Raw genomic sequence first — 17,851 nt, forward strand, 5'->3', positions numbered from 1 at the left:
ACGGACGATGGCTGCTGACACCAGCCGGTCGGTGGCGAAGGCCGCGGGCGGCGAGAAGGACCTCGCCGCCCGCGGCCCCAGCCGCACGACTGCCCCCGGAAGCCCGCGCGGCGGTTTCGCCCGCGCCCTCGCCACGCACTGGTACGCCTGGGCCATGGTCGCCCCGGTCGTGCTCGTCCTCGGCGTGATCGTCGGCTGGCCGCTCGTGCGCGGCGTCTACCTGTCGCTGACCGACGCCAACGAGCGCAACGTCGCCCGCACCATCGGTGTGCGCCACATCGAGGCCACGTACGAGTTCGTCGGGTTCGACAACTACACGGCGGTCCTCGGCGACCCCCTCTTCTGGCAGCGGCTGGTGTGGACGGTGGTGTGGACCGTCGCCTGCGTGTCCATCACCTTCGCCCTCGGCCTCGGTCTGGCCACCATGCTCAACCGGCGGTTCCGGGGCCGCGCCGCCTACCGGATGGCGCTCATCCTGCCGTGGGCGGTGCCCGGCTTCGTCTCGGTCTTCGCCTGGCGGTTCCTCTTCAACCGCGACAACGGCATCCTCAACAAGATCCTCGACGGGGGCGGCATCGCCGCCGTCCCGTGGCTCGACGACCCCACCTGGGCCAAGCTCTCCGTCGTCGCCGTCAACGTCTGGCTCGGCGTCCCCTTCATGATGGTCGCCCTGCTCGGCGGTCTCCAGTCGATCCCCGGCGAGCTGTACGAGGCCGCCGAGATGGACGGCGCCGGGCCCTGGCAGCGGTTCCGGCACATCACCCTGCCCGGACTGCGCGCCGTGAGCATGACGGTGATCCTGCTCTCCACCATCTGGACCTTCAACATGTTCCCGGTGATCTTCCTGCTGACCCGGGGCGGACCCGGCGACTCCACCGAGATCCTGGTGACCCAGGCGTTCCGCGAGGCCTTCATCGCGAGCCCGCGCGACTTCGCCGGCTCGGCGACGTGGGGCGTGCTCATCCTCGCCCTGCTCATGATCTTCGCGCTGGTCTACCGGCGCTCGCTGCGCAAGCAGGGAGAGGTGTGGTGACCGTGACCTCCGCCAAGCAGACCGCCGCCGGCGGGCCGCGTGCCGCCGCCCGCCCGCGCGGCAGCCGCTCCCCGCTCGCCTCCTTCGGCCTGCACGCCACGCTCGTCGTCGCGTCCGTGATCGCCGTCTTCCCCGTGCTGTGGATCCTGCTGACCTCGCTCAAGCCGGCCGAGCACGCGATCACCACGGACTTCGTGAAGGAGCCCACGCTCTCCAACTACTCCTACCTGCTGGAGTCCAGCCACTTCCTCAGCTGGTTCGCGAACTCCGTGCTGGTCGCCGGCGTCACCACCGTGCTCGGCGTGTTCATCGCCGCCACCACCGGCTACGCGGTCAGCCGCTTCAAGTTCCCGGGCATGAAGCCGCTGATGTGGACCCTGCTCATCACGCAGATGTTCCCGATGGCCATCCTGATCGTCCCGCTCTACAACCTGATGGGAGAGCTCGGGCTGCTGAACCAGCCGCTCGGCCTGATCATCACGTACCTCACCATCGCCGTGCCGTTCTGCGCCTGGATGATGAAGGGCTTCTTCGACACCATCCCGGTCGAGATCGACGAATCCGGCCGCGTCGACGGACTCAACCCCTTCGGCACCTTCTGGCGCCTGATCCTGCCGCTCGCCAGGCCCGGCCTCGCCGTGACGGGCTTCTACGCCTTCATCACCGCCTGGGGCGAGGTCGCGTACGCCTCCGCCTTCATGGTCGGTGAGGAGAACCTGACCCTCGCGGGCGGGCTGCAGACCTTCGTCACTCAGTACACCTCCAACTGGGGCGCCATGAGCGCGGCATCCGTCCTCATCGCGATCCCGGCGGCGGTCTTCTTCCTCTTCGCCCAGCGTCACCTCGTCGCCGGCATGACGGCGGGCGCCACCAAGGGCTGACCACCCGCGCCCGCCCCGCTCCACCGGCCCGATCTCTCCAAGGACACCATGACCCAGCACCTCGCCGACGCGCTCCCCACCCCGACCGGGACCCAGCCCGGCTGGTGGAGAGACGCGGTGATCTACCAGGTCTATCCGCGCAGCTTCGCCGACTCCAACGGCGACGGCATGGGGGACCTCGAAGGCATCCGGAGCCGCCTGCCCTACCTGCGCGACCTGGGCGTCGACGCCGTGTGGCTCAGCCCCTTCTACGCCTCCCCGCAGGCCGACGCCGGCTACGACGTCGCCGACTACCGGGCCATCGACCCGATGTTCGGCACCCTGCACGACGCCGACGCCGTCATCCGCGAAGCGCACGCGCTCGGCATGCGGATCATCGTCGACCTCGTCCCCAACCACTGCTCCGACCAGCACGAATGGTTCAAGCAGGCCCTGCGGGAAGGCCCCGGCAGCACCCTGCGCGAACGCTTCCACTTCCGGCCCGGCAAGGGCGCGAACGGCGAACTCCCGCCCAACGACTGGGAGTCCATCTTCGGCGGCCCGGCGTGGACGCGCGTGGCGGACGGCGAGTGGTACCTGCACCTCTTCGCCCCCGAGCAGCCCGACTTCAACTGGGAACACCCGGCCGTCCAGGACGAGTTCCGCTCCGTGCTCCGCTTCTGGCTCGACCTCGGCGTCGACGGGTTCCGGATCGACGTCGCCCACGGGCTGGTCAAGGCCCCCGGACTGCCGGACCTCGGACGCGACGAACAGCTGAAGCTGCTCGGCAACCAGGTGCTGCCCTTCTTCGACCAGGACGGCGTCCACGAGATCTACCGGTCCTGGCGGACGGTGCTCGACGAGTACGCCGGCGACCGCATCGGCGTCGCCGAGGCCTGGACGCCGAGCGCCGACCGCACCGCGCTCTACCTGCGCCCCGACGAGCTCCACCAGGCCTTCAACTTCCACTACCTCAGCACCGGCTGGGACGCGGCCGCGCTGCGCGCCGCCATCGACGACTCCCTCGACGCGATGCGGCCCGTCGGAGCCCCCACCACCTGGGTGCTGTCCAACCACGACGTGGTCCGCCACCGCACCCGGTTCGGCAGCCTGGCCCGGGCGCGGGCGGCCGCGCTGCTGATGCTGGCCCTGCCCGGGTCCGCGTACGTCTACCAGGGCGAGGAGCTCGGCCTGCCGGAGGTCACCGACCTCCCGGACGAGGTGCGCCAGGACCCCTCGTTCTTCAAGGAGAACGGTCAGGACGGGCTGCGCGACGGATGCCGCGTACCGCTCCCCTGGTCGGGCGACGAGGCCCCGTACGGATTCGGCGGCGGCGGCAGCTGGCTCCCGCAGCCCCCGGAGTGGGCCGGGCTCAGCGTCGCCGCGCAGACCGGCGACCCGGAGTCGACGCTCGAGCTGTACCGCACCGCCCTGCGGATCCGGCGCGAGCACACCGACCTCGGTGCGGGCGACGCGGTGGAGTGGCTGGACGCCCCGCGGGGGGTCCTCATGTTCCGCCGGGGCGCCTTCGTGTGCACCGTCAACACGACGGGCGAGGCCGTACGCATACCCGCGCCGGGTTCCGTGCTCCTGGCGAGCGGCGCGCTGGCCGACCCCGACGTCCTGCCCGGTGACACGGCGGTGTGGTGGCAGGGGTGACCTCACCCCTGCGGCTGACGGACATCGCCGCGCAGGCCGAGGTCAGCGAGGCGACCGTCAGCCGTGTCCTCAACGGCAAGGCGGGCGTGGCGGCCGGCACCCGGCACCGGGTGCTGGCCGCCATGGACCTGCTCGGTTACGAACGCCCGGTCAGGCTCAAACGCCGCAGCAACGGGCTGGTGGGGCTGCTGATCCCGGAGCTGACGAACCCGATCTTCCCGGCGTTCGCCCAGGTCATCGAGCAGGCCCTGGCGGGGCACGGCTACACGCCGGTGCTGTGCACCCAGACCCCGGGCGGGGCCACCGAGGACGAGCTGGTCGAACAGCTGGAGGAACGCGGCGTCACCGGGATCGTCTTCCTCTCCGGCCTGCACGCCGACGCCTCCCAGGACCCGTCCCGCTACCAGCGGCTCGCGGCCCGGGGGCTGCCGTTCGTCCTCATCAACGGCTTCAACGAGGCCATCAGCGCCCCCTTCGTCTCCCCGGACGACCGGGCGGCCGCCGACATGGCCGTGCGCCACCTCGAGGAACTGGGACACCGGCGCATCGGCCTGGCCATCGGGCCGACCCGCTACGTCCCCTCGGCGCGCAAGGAGCAGGGCTTCCTGGCGGCGCGGCCCGGGGCGGGGGAGGAAGGGCTCGTCCAGCGCACCCTGTTCACCGTCGAGGGCGGCCACGCGGCGGGCGGCGCCCTGCTCGACCGGGGCTGCACGGGGGTGGTCTGCGCCAGCGACATGATGGCGCTCGGCGTGATCCGCGCCGCGCGGGAGAGGGGGCTGCGCGTGCCGGAGGACGTCTCGGTGGTCGGCTTCGACGACTCCCCGCTGATCGCCTTCACGGACCCCCCGCTGACGACGATCCGCCAGCCGGTCCGCGCCATGGCCACGGCCGCGGTGGGCGCCCTCCTGGAGGCGGTGGCCGGCACCCCGGTCCAGCGCACGGAGTACGTCTTCCAGCCGGAGCTGGTGGTCCGCGGCTCGACGGGCACGGCCCGGGAGGAGGGGACCGGGCCGGCCGGGCGGGCATCCGGCTCGCCCTGAGGGGTGCGCCGCGTGAGCATCGCGAGGAAGGGCACCCGGACCGTCGTCGTGGACGGGGACCGTTACCGCCGGGTGGGCGCGCCGATGACGCGCCCGGGCCGGCCCTCGCTGCGGTAACGCCGCGGGGGCGGCCGACGTTGCTGTCGGACCGCCCCCGCGGGGTCAGGCGTTTCGGGTCAGGCGCCCAGGTGGGAGCCCTCCGCCCACTCCTTCGCGCCTTCCGTGAGGCAGCTCGAGCTGTAGACCGGACCGGCGAACGCCGGGAGGTTGTGGGGGATCGCGGCGAAGGACGAGCAGTTCGACGAGTAGGCCTTGCGGCCACCGTCGAAGTAGTCGATCTCGACCCCGTCGTTGGCCAGGGCGGCACCGGCCCCGCCGAGCAGGATGCCGGCAGCCAGGACGGACGCGGTGACAGCAGAACGAATGCGCATGACTCCCCTAAGGATCACTGGACGGACGCGCCGGTCGATCTGCGCGTCGGCCGGTCCAACCGTCCAAGGGCGCCGTTGGGAACGGCCGTTCACTCCAATGCCGGTAGCCGAATCGTTTCGGCTTCCTCGCCCCCGTCCGCCCGGCCGTTTCCCTGCCGCGTGCCCCGTGCGAGCATCTGCGGATGATCACACTTGCCGATGACCTCGGCCACCTCTCCTACGTCGTCACCGGTGACGGACCACCGCTCGTCCTCGTGCACGCCGGCGTCGCCGACCACCGCATGTGGGACGCGGTCGTGCCCGCTCTGGCGGAGCGGTACACCGTCATCCGTTACGACCTGCGCGGCTTCGGCGAATCCGCCCCGCCGGCCGGCCCGTACAGCGACACCGGCGACCTGCGCCGCCTCCTGGACCACCTCGGCCACGCGCGCGTACGGCTCGTCGGCGCGTCCTGGGGCGGCCGCGTGGCCGTGGACTTCACCCTGGCCCATCCGGACCGGGTGCACTCCCTGGCGCTGTTCACCGCGCCCTGGCCGGGCTACGACTGGTCCGCGGAGATGCACGCGTACGACGCGGCGGAGACGGCCGCGATGGCCGCGGGCGACGTGGACGCCGCCACCGGCGTCAACCTGGACATGTGGCTGCGCGGACCGGCCCGCGGCTGGGAGGACGTCGCCCCCGGCCTGGCCGACCGCGTCCGTGGGTCCATGCGCACCTCGCTCGTGAACATGGCGGTCCGCGACGAGCACGCCCAGGGGCCCGGAGCCGGGGACGTCGCGGACATCTCCGTCCCCACCCTCGTGGGGATCGGCAAGCTCGACGTCGCCGACTTCCAGGACATCGGCCGGCGCTACGCCGCCGGCATCCCGGGCGCGACGCTGGTCGAATTCCCCGCCGCCGCCCACCTCATCGCCCTGGACGCCCCCGCCGAACTCACGGCGGCGCTCCTCCCGTTCCTCGCCCGCTGAGGGCCGTCCCGCACCGGCTGCCGCGGCCTTCCGGCCGCCTCCGGTGCGGGCGCCGGCCCCGTACGGCCGCCGGGCCCGCCTCCCTCGTGTCAGCGCCGGGGGACCGCCCCGAACCCTCCCGGAGACCGTCGGGTCCGCATCCGGAGCCACCCCGGCCGGGTGACGGCCGGAAACAATTCTGCAATCTCTTGCGCAAACTCTTGCAACACTCCTGGGCGCCCCCTACGGTCGCGTGCAATCCCCACCTTCCCGCCAGGAGGACCCCCCCCATGGCTCGATCCGTTCCCACGCGCGCCGCCAGAGCCGCCCTGGCCGCGGCCGCGCTCGCCGCCGCCACCCTCACCGCGCAGGCGCCGCAGGCCTCCGCGGCCCCGCCCGGGGAGAAGGACGTGACCGCCGTGCTGTTCGAGTGGCGGTTCGCCGACGTCGCCACCGCCTGTACGGCCTCCCTCGGACCCGCCGGGTACGGGTACGTCCAGGTCTCGCCGCCGCAGGAGCACGTCCAGGGCCCGCAGTGGTGGACCTCGTACCAGCCCGTCAGCTACAAGATCGCCGGGCGGCTCGGTGACCGCGCCGCCTTCAAGAGCATGGTCGACACCTGCCACGCCGCCGGCGTGAAGGTCGTCGCCGACGCCGTCATCAACCACATGGCCGGCCCCGCCGACCCCGGCGCCACCCTCACGGGCACCGGCGGGTCGACGTACGGCAAGTACGCCTACCCCGGCCTCTACTCCGGCGCCGACATGGACGACTGCCGGGCGGAGATCTCGAACTACCAGGACAAGGGCAACGTCCAGAGCTGCGAGCTGGTCAAGCTCGCCGACCTCGACACCGGCGAGGAGTACGTGCGCGGGCGGATCGCCGCCTACCTGAACGACCTGCTCTCCCTCGGCGTCGACGGCTTCCGGATCGACGCCGCCAAGCACATGCCCGCCGCCGACCTCGCCGCCATCAAGTCCCGGCTGGCCGACCCGTCCGTCTACTGGAAGCAGGAGGCCATATTCGGCGCCGGGGAGGCCGTGTCGCCGTCCGAGTACCTCGGCAACGGCGACGTGCAGGAGTTCCGGTACGCCCGGGACCTCAAGCGCGTGTTCCAGAACGAGAACCTCGCCCACCTGAAGAACTTCGGGGAGGGCTGGGGGTACATGGCCTCCGCCAGGTCCGGGGTGTTCGTCGACAACCACGACACCGAACGCAACGGCGAGACCCTCACCTACAAGAACGGCTCCCCCTACACCCTCGCCAACGTCTTCATGCTGGCCTGGCCCTACGGCTCCCCGGACGTGCACTCCGGCTACGAGTGGACCGACAAGGACGCCGGCCCGCCCAACGGCGGCACCGTCAGGGCCTGTTACTCCGACGGGTGGAAGTGCCAGCACGCCTGGCCGGAGATCTCCGCCATGGTCGGCCTCCGCAACACCGCCCGCGGGCAGGGCGTCACCGACTGGTGGGACAACGGCGGCGACCAGATCGCCTTCGGACGCGGCGCCAAGGCGTACGTCGCCATCAACCACGAGACGGGCGCGCTGACCCGCACCTTCCAGAGCTCCCTGCCCGCCGGCACCTACTGCGACGTGCAGAGCGGCCGCGCCGTGGCCGTGGACTCCGCCGGCCGGTTCACCGCCACCCTCGGAGCCGGCACCGCCCTCGCCCTGCACGTCAACGCCAAGACGTGTACCGGAACCCCGCCGGCCGCCGAAACCGGCGCCTCGTTCGCCGTCAACGCCACCACCGTCCCCGGCCAGAACGTCTACGTCACCGGCGACCGCCCCGAGCTCGGCGGCTGGAACACCACCGCCGCCCTCAAGCTCGACCCGGCCGCCTACCCCGTGTGGAAGCTCGACGTGACCCTGCCGGCCGGGACCGCCTTCGCCTACAAGTACGTCCGCAAGGACGCCTCCGGGAACGTCACCTGGGAGAGCGGCGCCAACCGCAACGCCACCGTCCCCGCCAACGGCAAGGTCACGCTGACCGACACCTGGCGCAACTGACCCCTCCCGGCACCTCAGCCCGACCCCAAGGAGACCCCTTGATACGCCCCGCCGCAGGAGCCCTCGCCGCCGCCCTGGCCGTGACGCTCCTGCCCGCCCTTCCCGCGGCCGCCGCCGCGCGGCCCCCGGCACCGCCCTCGGACGCCACACTCGCCGCGGAACCCGCCCGCCACGACCTGACCCGGGAGCAGTTCTACTTCGTGCTCCCGGACCGGTTCGCGAACGGCGACCCGCGCAACGACCGCGGCGGGCTGACCGGAGGCCGGCTGGAGACCGGCCTGGACCCCACGGACAAGGGCTTCTACCAGGGCGGGGACCTCAAGGGGCTCACCGACCGGCTCGACTACATCAAGGGGCTCGGCACCACCGCCATCTGGCTGGCGCCGATCTTCAAGAACCAGCCCGTGCAGGGCGCGGGCGCCGACGTCTCGGCCGGCTACCACGGTTACTGGATCACCGACTTCACCCAGGTCGACCCGCACTTCGGCACCAACGCCGACCTGGAACGGCTCATCGACAAGGCGCACGGGAAGGGGATGAAGGTCTTCTTCGACGTCATCACCAACCACACCGCCGACGTCGTCGACTACCGCGAGGGTTCGCACGCGTACCTGTCGAAGGGGGCCTTCCCCTACCTGACCAAGGACGGGGTCCCCTTCGACGACGCGGACTACGCCGACGGGAAGCGCAAGTTCCCCGCCACCGGTCCGGGCTCCTTCCCCCGCACCCCCTTCGTGCCCGACGCGAAGAAGGACCTCAAGGTCCCCGCCTGGCTCAACGACCCGGCGATGTACCACAACCGGGGCGACTCCACCTTCGCCGGGGAATCCTCCGGGCACGGCGACTTCTCCGGCCTCGACGACCTGTGGACCGAGCGCCCCGAGGTCGTCAGCGGGATGGAGAAGATCTACGAGAAGTGGGTCAGGGACTACGAGATCGACGGCTTCCGCATCGACACGGTCAAGCACGTCAACACCGCCTTCTGGACCCAGTGGGCCACCGCCCTCGACGCGTACGCCGCCAAGCGCGGCCGCGAGGACTTCTTCATGTTCGGCGAGGTGTACTCCGCCGACACCGCCGTCACCTCCCCGTACGTCACCCGCGGCCGCCTCGACGCCACCCTCGACTTCCCGCTCCAGGACGCCATCCGCGCGTACGCCTCCCAGGGCGCGCCCGCCGGCCGGCTGGGCTCCGTACTCGCCGACGACTACCGGTACACCACCGACAAGGCCAACGCCTACGAGCAGGTGACCTTCCTCGGCAACCACGACATGGGCCGCTTCGCCCACTTCCTCAAGCAGGACCGGCCCGCGGCGGGGGAACGGGAACTGCTCGACCGCTACCGGCTCGCCAACGAGCTGATGTTCCTCTCCCGCGGCAACCCGGTGATCTACTCCGGCGACGAGCAGGGCTTCACCGGCTCCGGCGGTGACAAGGACGCCCGCGCGCCCCTGTTCGCCACCCGCGTCGCCGACTACCTGGACGACGACCAGCTCGGAACGGCGCGCACGCACGGGAGCGACGCCTACGATCCGGAGCACCCGCTCTACACGCAGATCAGTGCTCTCTCGAAGCTGACCAAGGCCCACCCGGCCCTGCGCGACGGCATCCAGAGCGAGCGCCTCGCCGACGGCTCCGCCTACGCCTTCGCCCGCACCGACCCCAGGACCCGCACCGAGTACCTGGTCGCCACCAACAACAGCGGCACCCCCCGCACCATCGACATCGACGCCCCGCCCGGCGCCCGCTACCGCCCCCTGTACGGAGCCACCGGCCCCGGCGGCACCCCCTACGCGGGTCCCGCCCCGGTCACCGCCTCCCCCGCCGGCAAGCTCACCGTGAACCTGCCCGCCCTCGGCGCCGTCGTCCTCCGGGCCACCGCCCCCCTGCCCGCCCCGGCCGCCCGGCCCGCCCTGCTCCTCAAGGCCCCCGCCCCCGGCGCCACCGGCACCGTCGAGCTGTCCGCCGACGTCACGGGCGGCGGCCCCGGCGCCCTCACCCGGGTCGTGTTCGCCGCCCAGACCGGCACCGGCCGCTGGGAGGTCCTCGGCTCCGCCGACCACGCCCCCTACAAGGTCACCCAGACCATCGACCCGGCCACCCCGGCCGGCACCCCCCTGCACTACAAGGCCGTCGCCGTCGACTCAGCCGGCCGCACCGCCGCCGCCCTCACCACCTCCGCCACCGGGCAGACCCCGCCGCCCACCGTCCCCACCGCCACCCAGCGCGACTACGCCGTCGTCCACTACCACCGCCCCGACGGCGACTACACCGGCTGGCGGCTCTACGCCTGGGGCGACATCGCCGAGGGCGAAGCCACCCCCTGGCCCGAGGGACATCCCTTCACCGGCCGGGACGCCTACGGCGCCTTCGCGTACGTCCGCCTCAAGCCCGGCGCCTCCTCCGTCGGCTACCTGGTCATCGACAAGGACGGCAACAAGGACGTCGCCGCCGACCGCACCCTCGACGTCACCAAGACCGGCGAGATCTGGCTCGAACAGGGCACGGAGGCCGTCCGCACCGACCGCCCCGCCCAGCCGCCCCAGGACCCGGCCAAGGCCGTCCTGCACTACCAGCGCCCCGACGGCGCCTACGACGGCTGGGGCCTGCACGTGTGGACCGGCGCCGCCACCCCCACCGACTGGTCCAGGCCGCTGCTCCCGGCGCGCACCGACTCGTACGGCGCCGTCTACGAGGTCCCCCTCGCCCCCGGCGCCACGAGCCTCAGCTACATCCTCCACAACGGCGACCAGAAGGACCTCCCCGCCGACCAGTCCCTCGACCTGAAGGCCACCGGCCACGAGGTGTGGATGCTGGGCGGCCGCGAGAAGTACCTCCTGCCGCAGCCCGCCGGCTCCGCCGCCGCCCTGGACCTCACCAAGGCGGAGGCCGTCTGGATCGACCGCGACACCCTCGCCTGGAACGCCCCGCAGGCCGCCGCCTCCCTCCAGCTCCTCGCCTCCCGCGACGGCCGGATCACCGCACAGGACGGCGTCCTCAGCGAGAACGGCGCCCAGTGGCTGCGGCTGGCCCGCTCCCAGCTCACCCCCGCCCAGAAGCAGAAGTTCCCGCACCTCGCCGGGTACAGCGCCCTCACCGTCGACCCCCGCGACCGCGACCGGGTACGCGAAGCCCTGCGCGGCCAGCTCGTCGCGAGCGCCCGCACCGCGAACGGGGCGGTGCTCGCCGCCACCGGCGTCCAGCTCGCCGGAGTCCTCGACGACCTCTACGCGGCGAACACCGGCGACAAGGCCCTCGGACCCGTCTTCAAGGACGGCCGCCCCACCCTGTCCGTCTGGGCCCCCACCGCCCAGGAGGTCTCCCTGGAGATCGACGGCCGCACCGTCGCCATGCGCCGCGACGACACCACCGGCATCTGGTCGGTGCGCGGCGAACGCTCCTGGACCGGCAAGCCCTACCGCTACGCCGTCACCGTCTGGGCCCCCAGCACCCGCCGGATCGTCCGCAACCTGGTCACCGACCCCTACTCCACCGCCCTGACCACCGACTCCACCCACAGCCTCGCCGTCGACCTGGCCGACCCCCGGCTCGCCCCGCCCGGCTGGAAGGAGCTGCGCAAGCCCGCACCCGTCCCCTTCACCGGCGCCCAGATCCAGGAGCTGCACATCCGTGACTTCTCCGTCGCGGACCCCAGCAGCGGACACCCCGGCCAGTACCTGGCCTTCACCGACACCGGCTCGGCCGGCATGCGGCACCTGCGCGAGCTCGCCGCCGCCGGCACCTCGTACGTCCACCTCCTGCCCGCCTTCGACATCGGCACCATCCCCGAGAACCCGGAGGACCGCACCCAGCCCGCCTGCGACCTCACGGCGTACGCGCCGGACTCCGCGCAACAGCAGGCCTGCGTGAGCACCGCCGCCGCGAAGGACGCCTACAACTGGGGCTACGACCCGCTGCACTACACCGTCCCCGAGGGCTCGTACGCCAGCGACCCGAACGGCACCGCGCGCACCGTCGAGTTCCGCAGGATGGTCCAGTCCCTGAACGGCGCCGGCCTGCGCACCGTCATGGACGTGGTCTACAACCACACCGTGGCCTCCGGCCAGTCGGACAAGTCGGTCCTCGACCGCATCGTCCCCGGCTACTACCAGCGCCTCCTGCCCGACGGAACCGTCGCCAGCTCCACCTGCTGCGCCAACACCGCGCCCGAGAACGCCATGATGGGCCGTCTCGTCGTGGACTCCGTCGTCACCTGGGCCAAGCAGTACAAGGTCGACGGCTTCCGCTTCGACCTGATGGGCCACCACCCGAAGGACAACATCCTCGCCGTCCGCAAGGCCCTCGACGAGCTGACGCCCGCCAAGGACGGCGTCGACGGCAAGAAGATCGTCCTCTACGGGGAGGGCTGGAACTTCGGCGAGGTCGCCGACGACGCCCGCTTCGTCCAGGCCACGCAGAAGAACATGGCCGGAACCGGCATCGCCACCTTCTCCGACCGCGCCCGCGACGCCGTGCGCGGAGGCGGCCCCTTCGACGAGGACCCCCGCGTCCAGGGCTTCGCCTCGGGCCTGTTCACCGACCCCAACGGCTCCCCGGCCAACGGCACCCCCGCCGAGCAGCGCACCCGCCTGCTGCACGCCCAGGACCTGCTGAAGGTCGGCCTCTCCGGCAACCTCGCCGGGTACGCCTTCACCGACTCCTCGGGCCGCCGCACCAAGGGCTCCGAGGTCGACTACAACGGCGCCCCGGCCGGCTACGCGGCGGCTCCCGGAGACGCCCTCGCCTACGCCGACGCCCACGACAACGAGTCCCTGTACGACGCCCTCGCCTACAAGCTGCCCGCCGCCACCTCGACCGCCGACCGGGCGCGCATGCAGGTCCTGGCCATGGCCACGGCCGCCCTCTCCCAGGGCCCGGCCCTCTCCCAGGCGGGCACCGACCTGCTCCGCTCGAAGTCGCTGGACCGCAACTCCTTCGACAGCGGCGACTGGTTCAACGCCCTGCACTGGGACTGCCGCGACGGCAACGGCTTCGGCCGCGGCCTGCCGCCCGCCGCCGACAACCGCGCCAAGTGGCCCTACGCGCAGCCCCTGCTGAGCGGCCCGGTCCCGGGCTGCGCGGAGATCCGGGGCGCCTCGGCCGCCTACCGCGACCTGCTGCGGATCCGCACGACGGAAAGCGCGTTCGCCCTCACCACCGCCGAGGCGGTGCAGCAGCGGCTGTCCTTCCCGCTCTCCGGGCCGCAGGAGACCCCGGGCGTCCTCACCATGGCCCTCGGCGACCTGGTGGTGGTCTTCAACGCCACCCCCGCCGACCAGCACCAGCGCGTCCCCGCCCTCGCGGGCACCGGCTACGCCCTGCACCCGGTGCAGGCGGGCGGCTCGGACCCGGCGGTGAAGCGGTCGGCGTACGACCCGGCGACGGGGGAGTTCACCGTCCCGGCGCGCACGGTCGCGGTCTTCAAGCGGGCCTGACCCCCGCCCGCGCACGACAGGACGGCGGTGCCGGAGTTCCTCCGGCGCCGCCGTTCCGCGTTCCGGGCGGCCGGTTCAGACGTCGAGGCGCCGCTCCAGCAGGACCACCCCGTACACCCGCCCGTCCTTGGCCTGCTTCGAGGGGAACTCGCCGACCACCCGGTAGCCCGCGCTCCGGTAGTACGCCAGCAGCTTCGGGTTGCTCGCCACGCAGTCCAGCCGCGCCCGTTCCCGGCCCGTGCGGGCGATCCGGTGCTCGGCGTGCTCCAGGATCCGCATCCCCGCCCCGGCGGGCGCGGCCTCGCGCTCCACCATCAGCCGGTGCACGTATCCCGCGACCGGGGGCTGTACGCCCCAGGCCTCCTCGTCCGACCACCAGAGCTCGTAGGCGCCCACCACGTGGCCGTCGGCGTCCTCGGCGAGCCAGACCTCACCGTCGCGCATGCGCGCGCGGAAGTGCTCCGCGTCCTTGTCCCCCGGCTTCCACTGGTCGATGCCCCGCCCGCGCATCCACCGGGCGGCCTGGTCGTACAGCTTCACCAGCGTGCCGGCGTCCTTCTCCGCGGCCGGCCGGAACAACATCCCGTCGTCAATGATCACGCCTGGCATTATCGCCAGCGCCGTTCACTCGCCGCGGCGGGGTCCCGGCACCAGCGCCGCCAGCCGCCCGACCAGTTCCCCGAAGGGCCCGTCGGCCGGCTCGTCCGCCAGGATCCGTACGAGGATCCCCGCCATCTCCGCGTCGTACGCGGCGCTCACCGCCGCCAGCGCGGCGAAGTCGTGCACCAGCTGGAGTTCCAGTTCGCCCCGGGGGATGCGGCGCCCGTCCAGCCACAGCAGCGCCGTCGACTCGGCCAGCGACACCCAGGACCGCACGATGAGTTCGAGCCGGGCCGGCGGGTCCTGTACGCCGATGTGGACGAGGATCTGTTCGTACGCGGCCTGCCGCACCTCGTCGATCATCGCGTTGGCCCGGCTGCTGCCCGCCGCGGGACCGCCGCGCAGCAACGCCGAGAAGCCGGGCCCGTGTTCGTCGACGAAGGCGAAGTACCGCCCCATCACCCGCAGCAGCCGCAGACCCAGCGGGCCCTCCTGCGGTTCGACGAAGCGCTGCGCCAGCTCGTCGGCGGCCCGCCGCAGCGCGGCCTCGTACAGGCTGAGCTTGCCCGGGAAGTAGTGGTAGACGAGCGGGCGGGATATCCCGGCGGCCGCAGCGATCTCGTCGATCGACACGTCGTCGGGGGAGCGGTGGCTGAACAGCTCCAGGGCCACCCCGATCAGCTGTTGCCGCCGCTCCTCGACACCCATCCTGCGTCGCACCCCGGTTGTCATGCCGACACCCTACTTCCCGTACGGCGGTGGGCCGTACGGGTGAGTACCCCGCCGCTACAGGTCCAGCACGAGCCGGCCCGAAGCGGCGCGGGAGACGCACAGCAGCATCGAGCCGGCCCGCTCCCCGTCGGTGAGGAGGTCGTCGCGGTGGTCCACCCGGCCCGCCAGGACCCGGTGCCGGCAGGTTCCGCAGAAGCCCTGCCCGCAGGAGTACGGGGTGTCGGGCAGGACCCGGCGCACCGCCGCGAGCGTGGACTCGCCGGGGCCGACCTCGACGGTCGCGCCCGTGCGGGCGAGTTCCACCGTGAAGGGCTCCGCAGCGGCCGGCGCCGCCGCCGCGAAGCGCTCCAGCCGGACCGCGCCCGGGTCCGGTACGGCCGCGGTGACGGCCCGCATCAGGGGTTCCGGTCCGCAGCAGTAGACCAGGGTGCCGGGCCGGATCCCGGCGAGCGGGCGCAGGTCGGGCAGGCCCGCCTCGTCCTCGGCGACGACCGTCACCCGGTCGCCGTACGGGGCGAGTTCGGGCAGGAACGGCATCGAGGCGCGCGAGCGGCCGCCGTACAGCAGGGTCCAGTCGGCGCCGGCGGCGCTCGCCGCGCGGAGCATCGGCAGGACCGGGGTGATGCCGATGCCGCCCGCGACGAAGGCGTACGCGTCCGCGGGCTCCAGCTCGAACCGGTTGCGCGGCGGCCGCAGTCGCAGCCGGGTGCCCTCCACCAGCCGCTCGTGCACCTCGCGGGAGCCGCCACGGCCGTCCTCGACGAGCCGGACGGCGATCGTCCACCGCCCGGCCTCGGCTGGGTCCCCGCACAGCGAGTACTGGCGCACCCGTCCCGAGGGCAGGGTCAGGTCCACGTGCGCGCCCGGGGTCCAGGACGGCAGCTCCTGCGCCTCCAGCACCAGCCGCAGCACCCCCTCGGCGGGCTCGGTGCGGGAGACGACCACGGCGTGCAGCGTCCGGCGCGGGGAGTACCCCGACACCGGGTCCTCCAGCGCGGGCAGGGGCCACAGGGGGGAGCGGCCGATCCGTTCGAGCAGCGCGCGCCGGGCCAGGACGGCGGCCCCCGCCACCGCCGTGACGGCCAGGGCCCGCCTCACGGCCGCACCCCGCCGTTGGCGCCGGGCGAGGAGGCCAGGTAGGCCTGCGCCTGCGCGGTCGAGCCTTCCTGGGAGGGGTGGTACGTACGGGAGAGGTAGGTCGGGATGGAGCGGGCCATCGCCCGCGCCGAGGGGAGGACGCCCCTGCGGCCGGCCCGCAGGAACTGCCCGTAGGAGGCCTTGGCGCCCGGCAGGTGGGGGTCGTTCTCCATGAAGAAGCGGGCGCCGCGCTGCCAGAGGAAGAGCAGGGCGGCGAAGCCGGTGGCCCAGGTCCGCACCCGGCGGCGGTAGGTGCCGTCGAGGTGCATGAAGAGGTCGAAGGCGACCGACCGGTGCTCGACCTCCTCCGCGCCGTGCCAGCGCAGCAGGTCCAGCATCATCGGGTCGGCGCCGCGCCGGTCCAGTTCCTTCGCGTTGAGCACCCAGTCGCCCAGGAACGCGGTGTAGTGCTCGATCGCGGCGATCATCGCGACCCGCTCCTTCAGCCACCAGGTGCGGGCCCGGCCCGGCGGCAGCGTCCGGTCGCCCAGGAGCTTCTCGAAGAGCCAGTCCACCTGGGCGGTGTAGGGGGTCGGGTCGAGTCCGAGGCGCCTGAGGTGGGGGAGGACGTCGTCGTGCGCGGCGGCGTGCATCGCCTCCTGTCCGATGAAGCCGATGACGTCCGCCCGCAGCCGCTCGTCCTCGATGTGGGGGAGGGCCTGCTTGTAGACGTGCACGAACCAGCGCTCGCCGGCGGGCAGCAGCAGGTGCAGCACGTTGATGGTGTGCCCGGCGAAGGGCTCGCCGGGCAGCCAGTGCAGCGGGGTGTCCTCCCAGGAGAAGGAGACGTTGCGAGGGGCGAGGTCCGTGCGTTCCGACGCCACGGGGGCGGGGGCGGGGGAGGGCGGCCTATTAGACATGGCGTCAATGTACTGATGGGTACCCGTCAGGAAAACCCCTCTGCGCTCCCCGGACCGCCCCGTCCGGGACGCGTCCGCCCGGGGGCCGGGGGCCGGTCGTCAGTCCCCGGGGTCCCCGGCCTCCCAGCGGAGCAGATCGCCGGGCTGGCACTCCAGCACCTCGCACAGCGCGGCGAGCGTCGCGAAGCGCACCGCCTTGGCGCGGCCGTTCTTGAGCACCGCCAGATTGGCGGGAGTGATCCCCACCCGGTCCGCGAGTTCGCCCACGGACATCTTCCGCCGGGCCAGCATCACGTCGATGTCCACGGTGATCGGCATCAGATCACCTCGTCCAGCTCGGCCCGCAGCCGCGAGGCCTCGACGTCGCGCGCGACGGCCTGGGCGAGCAGCATCCGCAGCACGAGCACGAGGAGCGCCACCCCCAGGATGGCCACCCCGACCCCGCCCATGATGAGGGTGACGCCCGGGTCCTCCCGCTGGCCCGGCGCGTTGAGGGCCGTGACCGCGAACCACAGGAGGGCGGCCGCCGCGATCGCGCCGATCACGGCGTCCACGTAGCGGAAGGCGGCGTCGGAGAACACCGTCCCGCGGCGCACCATCGTCACCAGCCGTCCGACGCAGACCAGCGCGACCTGGGCCGCCGCCATGCCCAGGATCGTGATCACCCGCAGCGGTGTCAGCGGGAGCGACCCGTCCTCCGGGTCGCCGTCCACCAGTGCCCAGACCATCGACGCCTGGACGAAGACCGTGCCGGCGAACACCACCGCGAGCACGGCGCGCAGCGCCCCCACTGTCAGCTTTCCCATGGCATGCCCTTCCATCGAGTCACGATGGAAACCTATCGAAAGTCGATAGGCGAGGCAAGGGGTGGGCCGGAGGACCAGGCCCGAGGGGCGCCGACGGGACCCGGGCACCCGCGCGGGACCGCGACGGGCCGGCCCTGCCGGCCTAGGCGTCTCTTTCGGATCTTGCCGGTTAAGCCCGGGTCGTCCGGTGCCGTGCATCGCAAGGCGGAGAGGCTCCCGATTACTGGACGTCCTCGGGTGCCTCGACCACGCGGCGAGGTGCGGTGCCGGGCGACGCGGGTCAGGCAAGATCCGGAAGA

Annotated in this window: 14 protein-coding genes; 7 read left to right on the forward strand and 7 right to left on the reverse strand. The window is 72.8% G+C overall.

Annotated features, from left to right (window positions below; all coding sequences use genetic code 11):
* The first annotated feature begins 7 nt into the window (after positions 1–7).
* From ACZ514_RS25455 to ACZ514_RS25470, 4 genes are read left to right on the forward strand one after another with little or no spacing between them, the layout of a single operon-like run.
* The gene (locus tag ACZ514_RS25455; protein WP_468174914.1) at positions 8–1,033 is read left to right on the forward strand and encodes a carbohydrate ABC transporter permease; all 1,026 of its coding nucleotides are present in this window, start codon (positions 8–10) and stop codon (positions 1,031–1,033) included.
* The gene (locus ACZ514_RS25460) at positions 1,030–1,914 is read left to right on the forward strand and encodes a sugar ABC transporter permease (protein WP_468174917.1); all 885 of its coding nucleotides are present in this window, start codon (positions 1,030–1,032) and stop codon (positions 1,912–1,914) included. Before ACZ514_RS25455 ends, ACZ514_RS25460 begins: the two co-directional genes overlap by 4 nt.
* 48 nt (positions 1,915–1,962) lie before the next feature.
* Positions 1,963–3,552, forward strand: coding sequence for a glycoside hydrolase family 13 protein (locus ACZ514_RS25465; RefSeq protein WP_469125758.1), 1,590 nt, complete (start codon positions 1,963–1,965; stop codon positions 3,550–3,552).
* On the forward strand, positions 3,540–4,592 hold the full coding sequence (locus ACZ514_RS25470; RefSeq protein ID WP_468174923.1) for a LacI family DNA-binding transcriptional regulator: 1,053 nt from the start codon (positions 3,540–3,542) through the stop codon (positions 4,590–4,592). The genes ACZ514_RS25465 and ACZ514_RS25470 overlap by 13 nt, the downstream gene beginning before the upstream one ends.
* Positions 4,593–4,768: 176 nt before the next feature.
* Here ACZ514_RS25470 and ACZ514_RS25475 read toward each other — a convergent pair whose 3' ends face one another.
* Positions 4,769–5,023: a hypothetical protein gene (locus ACZ514_RS25475; protein ID WP_468174925.1), complete on the reverse strand. Its 255-nt coding sequence runs from the start codon at positions 5,021–5,023 to the stop codon at positions 4,769–4,771.
* Positions 5,024–5,205: 182 nt separating this feature from the next.
* Here ACZ514_RS25475 and ACZ514_RS25480 point away from each other — a divergent pair, with 182 nt between their 5' ends.
* From ACZ514_RS25480 to pulA, 3 genes are all read left to right on the forward strand, one after another.
* Positions 5,206–5,991, forward strand: a complete 786-nt coding sequence (locus ACZ514_RS25480) for an alpha/beta fold hydrolase (RefSeq protein ID WP_469125759.1) — start codon at positions 5,206–5,208, stop codon at positions 5,989–5,991.
* Positions 5,992–6,260: 269 nt separating this feature from the next.
* Positions 6,261–7,982, forward strand: a complete 1,722-nt coding sequence (locus tag ACZ514_RS25485; protein ID WP_469125760.1) for a carbohydrate-binding module family 20 domain-containing protein — start codon at positions 6,261–6,263, stop codon at positions 7,980–7,982.
* A gap of 38 nt (positions 7,983–8,020) precedes the next feature.
* Positions 8,021–13,417, forward strand: coding sequence for a pullulanase-type alpha-1,6-glucosidase (gene pulA / locus ACZ514_RS25490; RefSeq protein ID WP_469125761.1), 5,397 nt, complete (start codon positions 8,021–8,023; stop codon positions 13,415–13,417).
* A 75-nt stretch (positions 13,418–13,492) separates the two neighbouring features.
* Here the strand turns inward: pulA and ACZ514_RS25495 are convergent, their stop codons facing one another.
* The 6 genes from ACZ514_RS25495 to ACZ514_RS25520 all read right to left on the reverse strand — a co-directional run bounded on the left by ACZ514_RS25495 (position 13,493) and on the right by ACZ514_RS25520 (position 17,552).
* Positions 13,493–14,017, reverse strand: coding sequence for a GNAT family N-acetyltransferase (locus ACZ514_RS25495; RefSeq protein WP_468174937.1), 525 nt, complete (start codon positions 14,015–14,017; stop codon positions 13,493–13,495).
* Between the two features lie 24 nt (positions 14,018–14,041).
* Positions 14,042–14,749, reverse strand: a complete 708-nt coding sequence (locus ACZ514_RS25500) for a TetR/AcrR family transcriptional regulator (RefSeq protein WP_469125762.1) — start codon at positions 14,747–14,749, stop codon at positions 14,042–14,044.
* Between the two features lie 54 nt (positions 14,750–14,803).
* Entirely contained in the window at positions 14,804–15,847 is a 1,044-nt protein-coding gene (locus ACZ514_RS25505; RefSeq protein ID WP_469125763.1) for a PDR/VanB family oxidoreductase, read from the reverse strand.
* Positions 15,844–16,746, reverse strand: a complete 903-nt coding sequence (locus ACZ514_RS25510; protein WP_468174943.1) for a metal-dependent hydrolase — start codon at positions 16,744–16,746, stop codon at positions 15,844–15,846. Before ACZ514_RS25510 ends, ACZ514_RS25505 begins: the two co-directional genes overlap by 4 nt.
* A 99-nt stretch (positions 16,747–16,845) precedes the next feature.
* Entirely contained in the window at positions 16,846–17,064 is a 219-nt protein-coding gene (locus ACZ514_RS25515) for a helix-turn-helix domain-containing protein (protein WP_468174946.1), read from the reverse strand.
* Positions 17,064–17,552, reverse strand: a complete 489-nt coding sequence (locus ACZ514_RS25520; protein ID WP_468699561.1) for a DUF2975 domain-containing protein — start codon at positions 17,550–17,552, stop codon at positions 17,064–17,066. The genes ACZ514_RS25515 and ACZ514_RS25520 overlap by 1 nt, the downstream gene beginning before the upstream one ends.
* Positions 17,553–17,851 lie beyond the last annotated feature (299 nt).

Source organism: Streptomyces sp. NPDC034086, assembly GCF_055575515.1.

Coding starts and splice junctions, on each gene's coding strand:
- ACZ514_RS25510 (WP_468174943.1), bottom strand. CDS start 16,746: ATGTCTAATAGGCCGCCCTCCCCCGCCCCCGCCCCCGTGGCGTCGGAA.
- ACZ514_RS25465 (WP_469125758.1), top strand. CDS start 1,963: ATGACCCAGCACCTCGCCGACGCGCTCCCCACCCCGACCGGGACCCAG.
- ACZ514_RS25485 (WP_469125760.1), top strand. CDS start 6,261: ATGGCTCGATCCGTTCCCACGCGCGCCGCCAGAGCCGCCCTGGCCGCG.
- ACZ514_RS25500 (WP_469125762.1), bottom strand. CDS start 14,749: ATGACAACCGGGGTGCGACGCAGGATGGGTGTCGAGGAGCGGCGGCAA.
- ACZ514_RS25455 (WP_468174914.1), top strand. CDS start 8: ATGGCTGCTGACACCAGCCGGTCGGTGGCGAAGGCCGCGGGCGGCGAG.
- ACZ514_RS25480 (WP_469125759.1), top strand. CDS start 5,206: ATGATCACACTTGCCGATGACCTCGGCCACCTCTCCTACGTCGTCACC.
- ACZ514_RS25520 (WP_468699561.1), bottom strand. CDS start 17,552: ATGGGAAAGCTGACAGTGGGGGCGCTGCGCGCCGTGCTCGCGGTGGTG.
- ACZ514_RS25515 (WP_468174946.1), bottom strand. CDS start 17,064: ATGCCGATCACCGTGGACATCGACGTGATGCTGGCCCGGCGGAAGATG.
- ACZ514_RS25475 (WP_468174925.1), bottom strand. CDS start 5,023: ATGCGCATTCGTTCTGCTGTCACCGCGTCCGTCCTGGCTGCCGGCATC.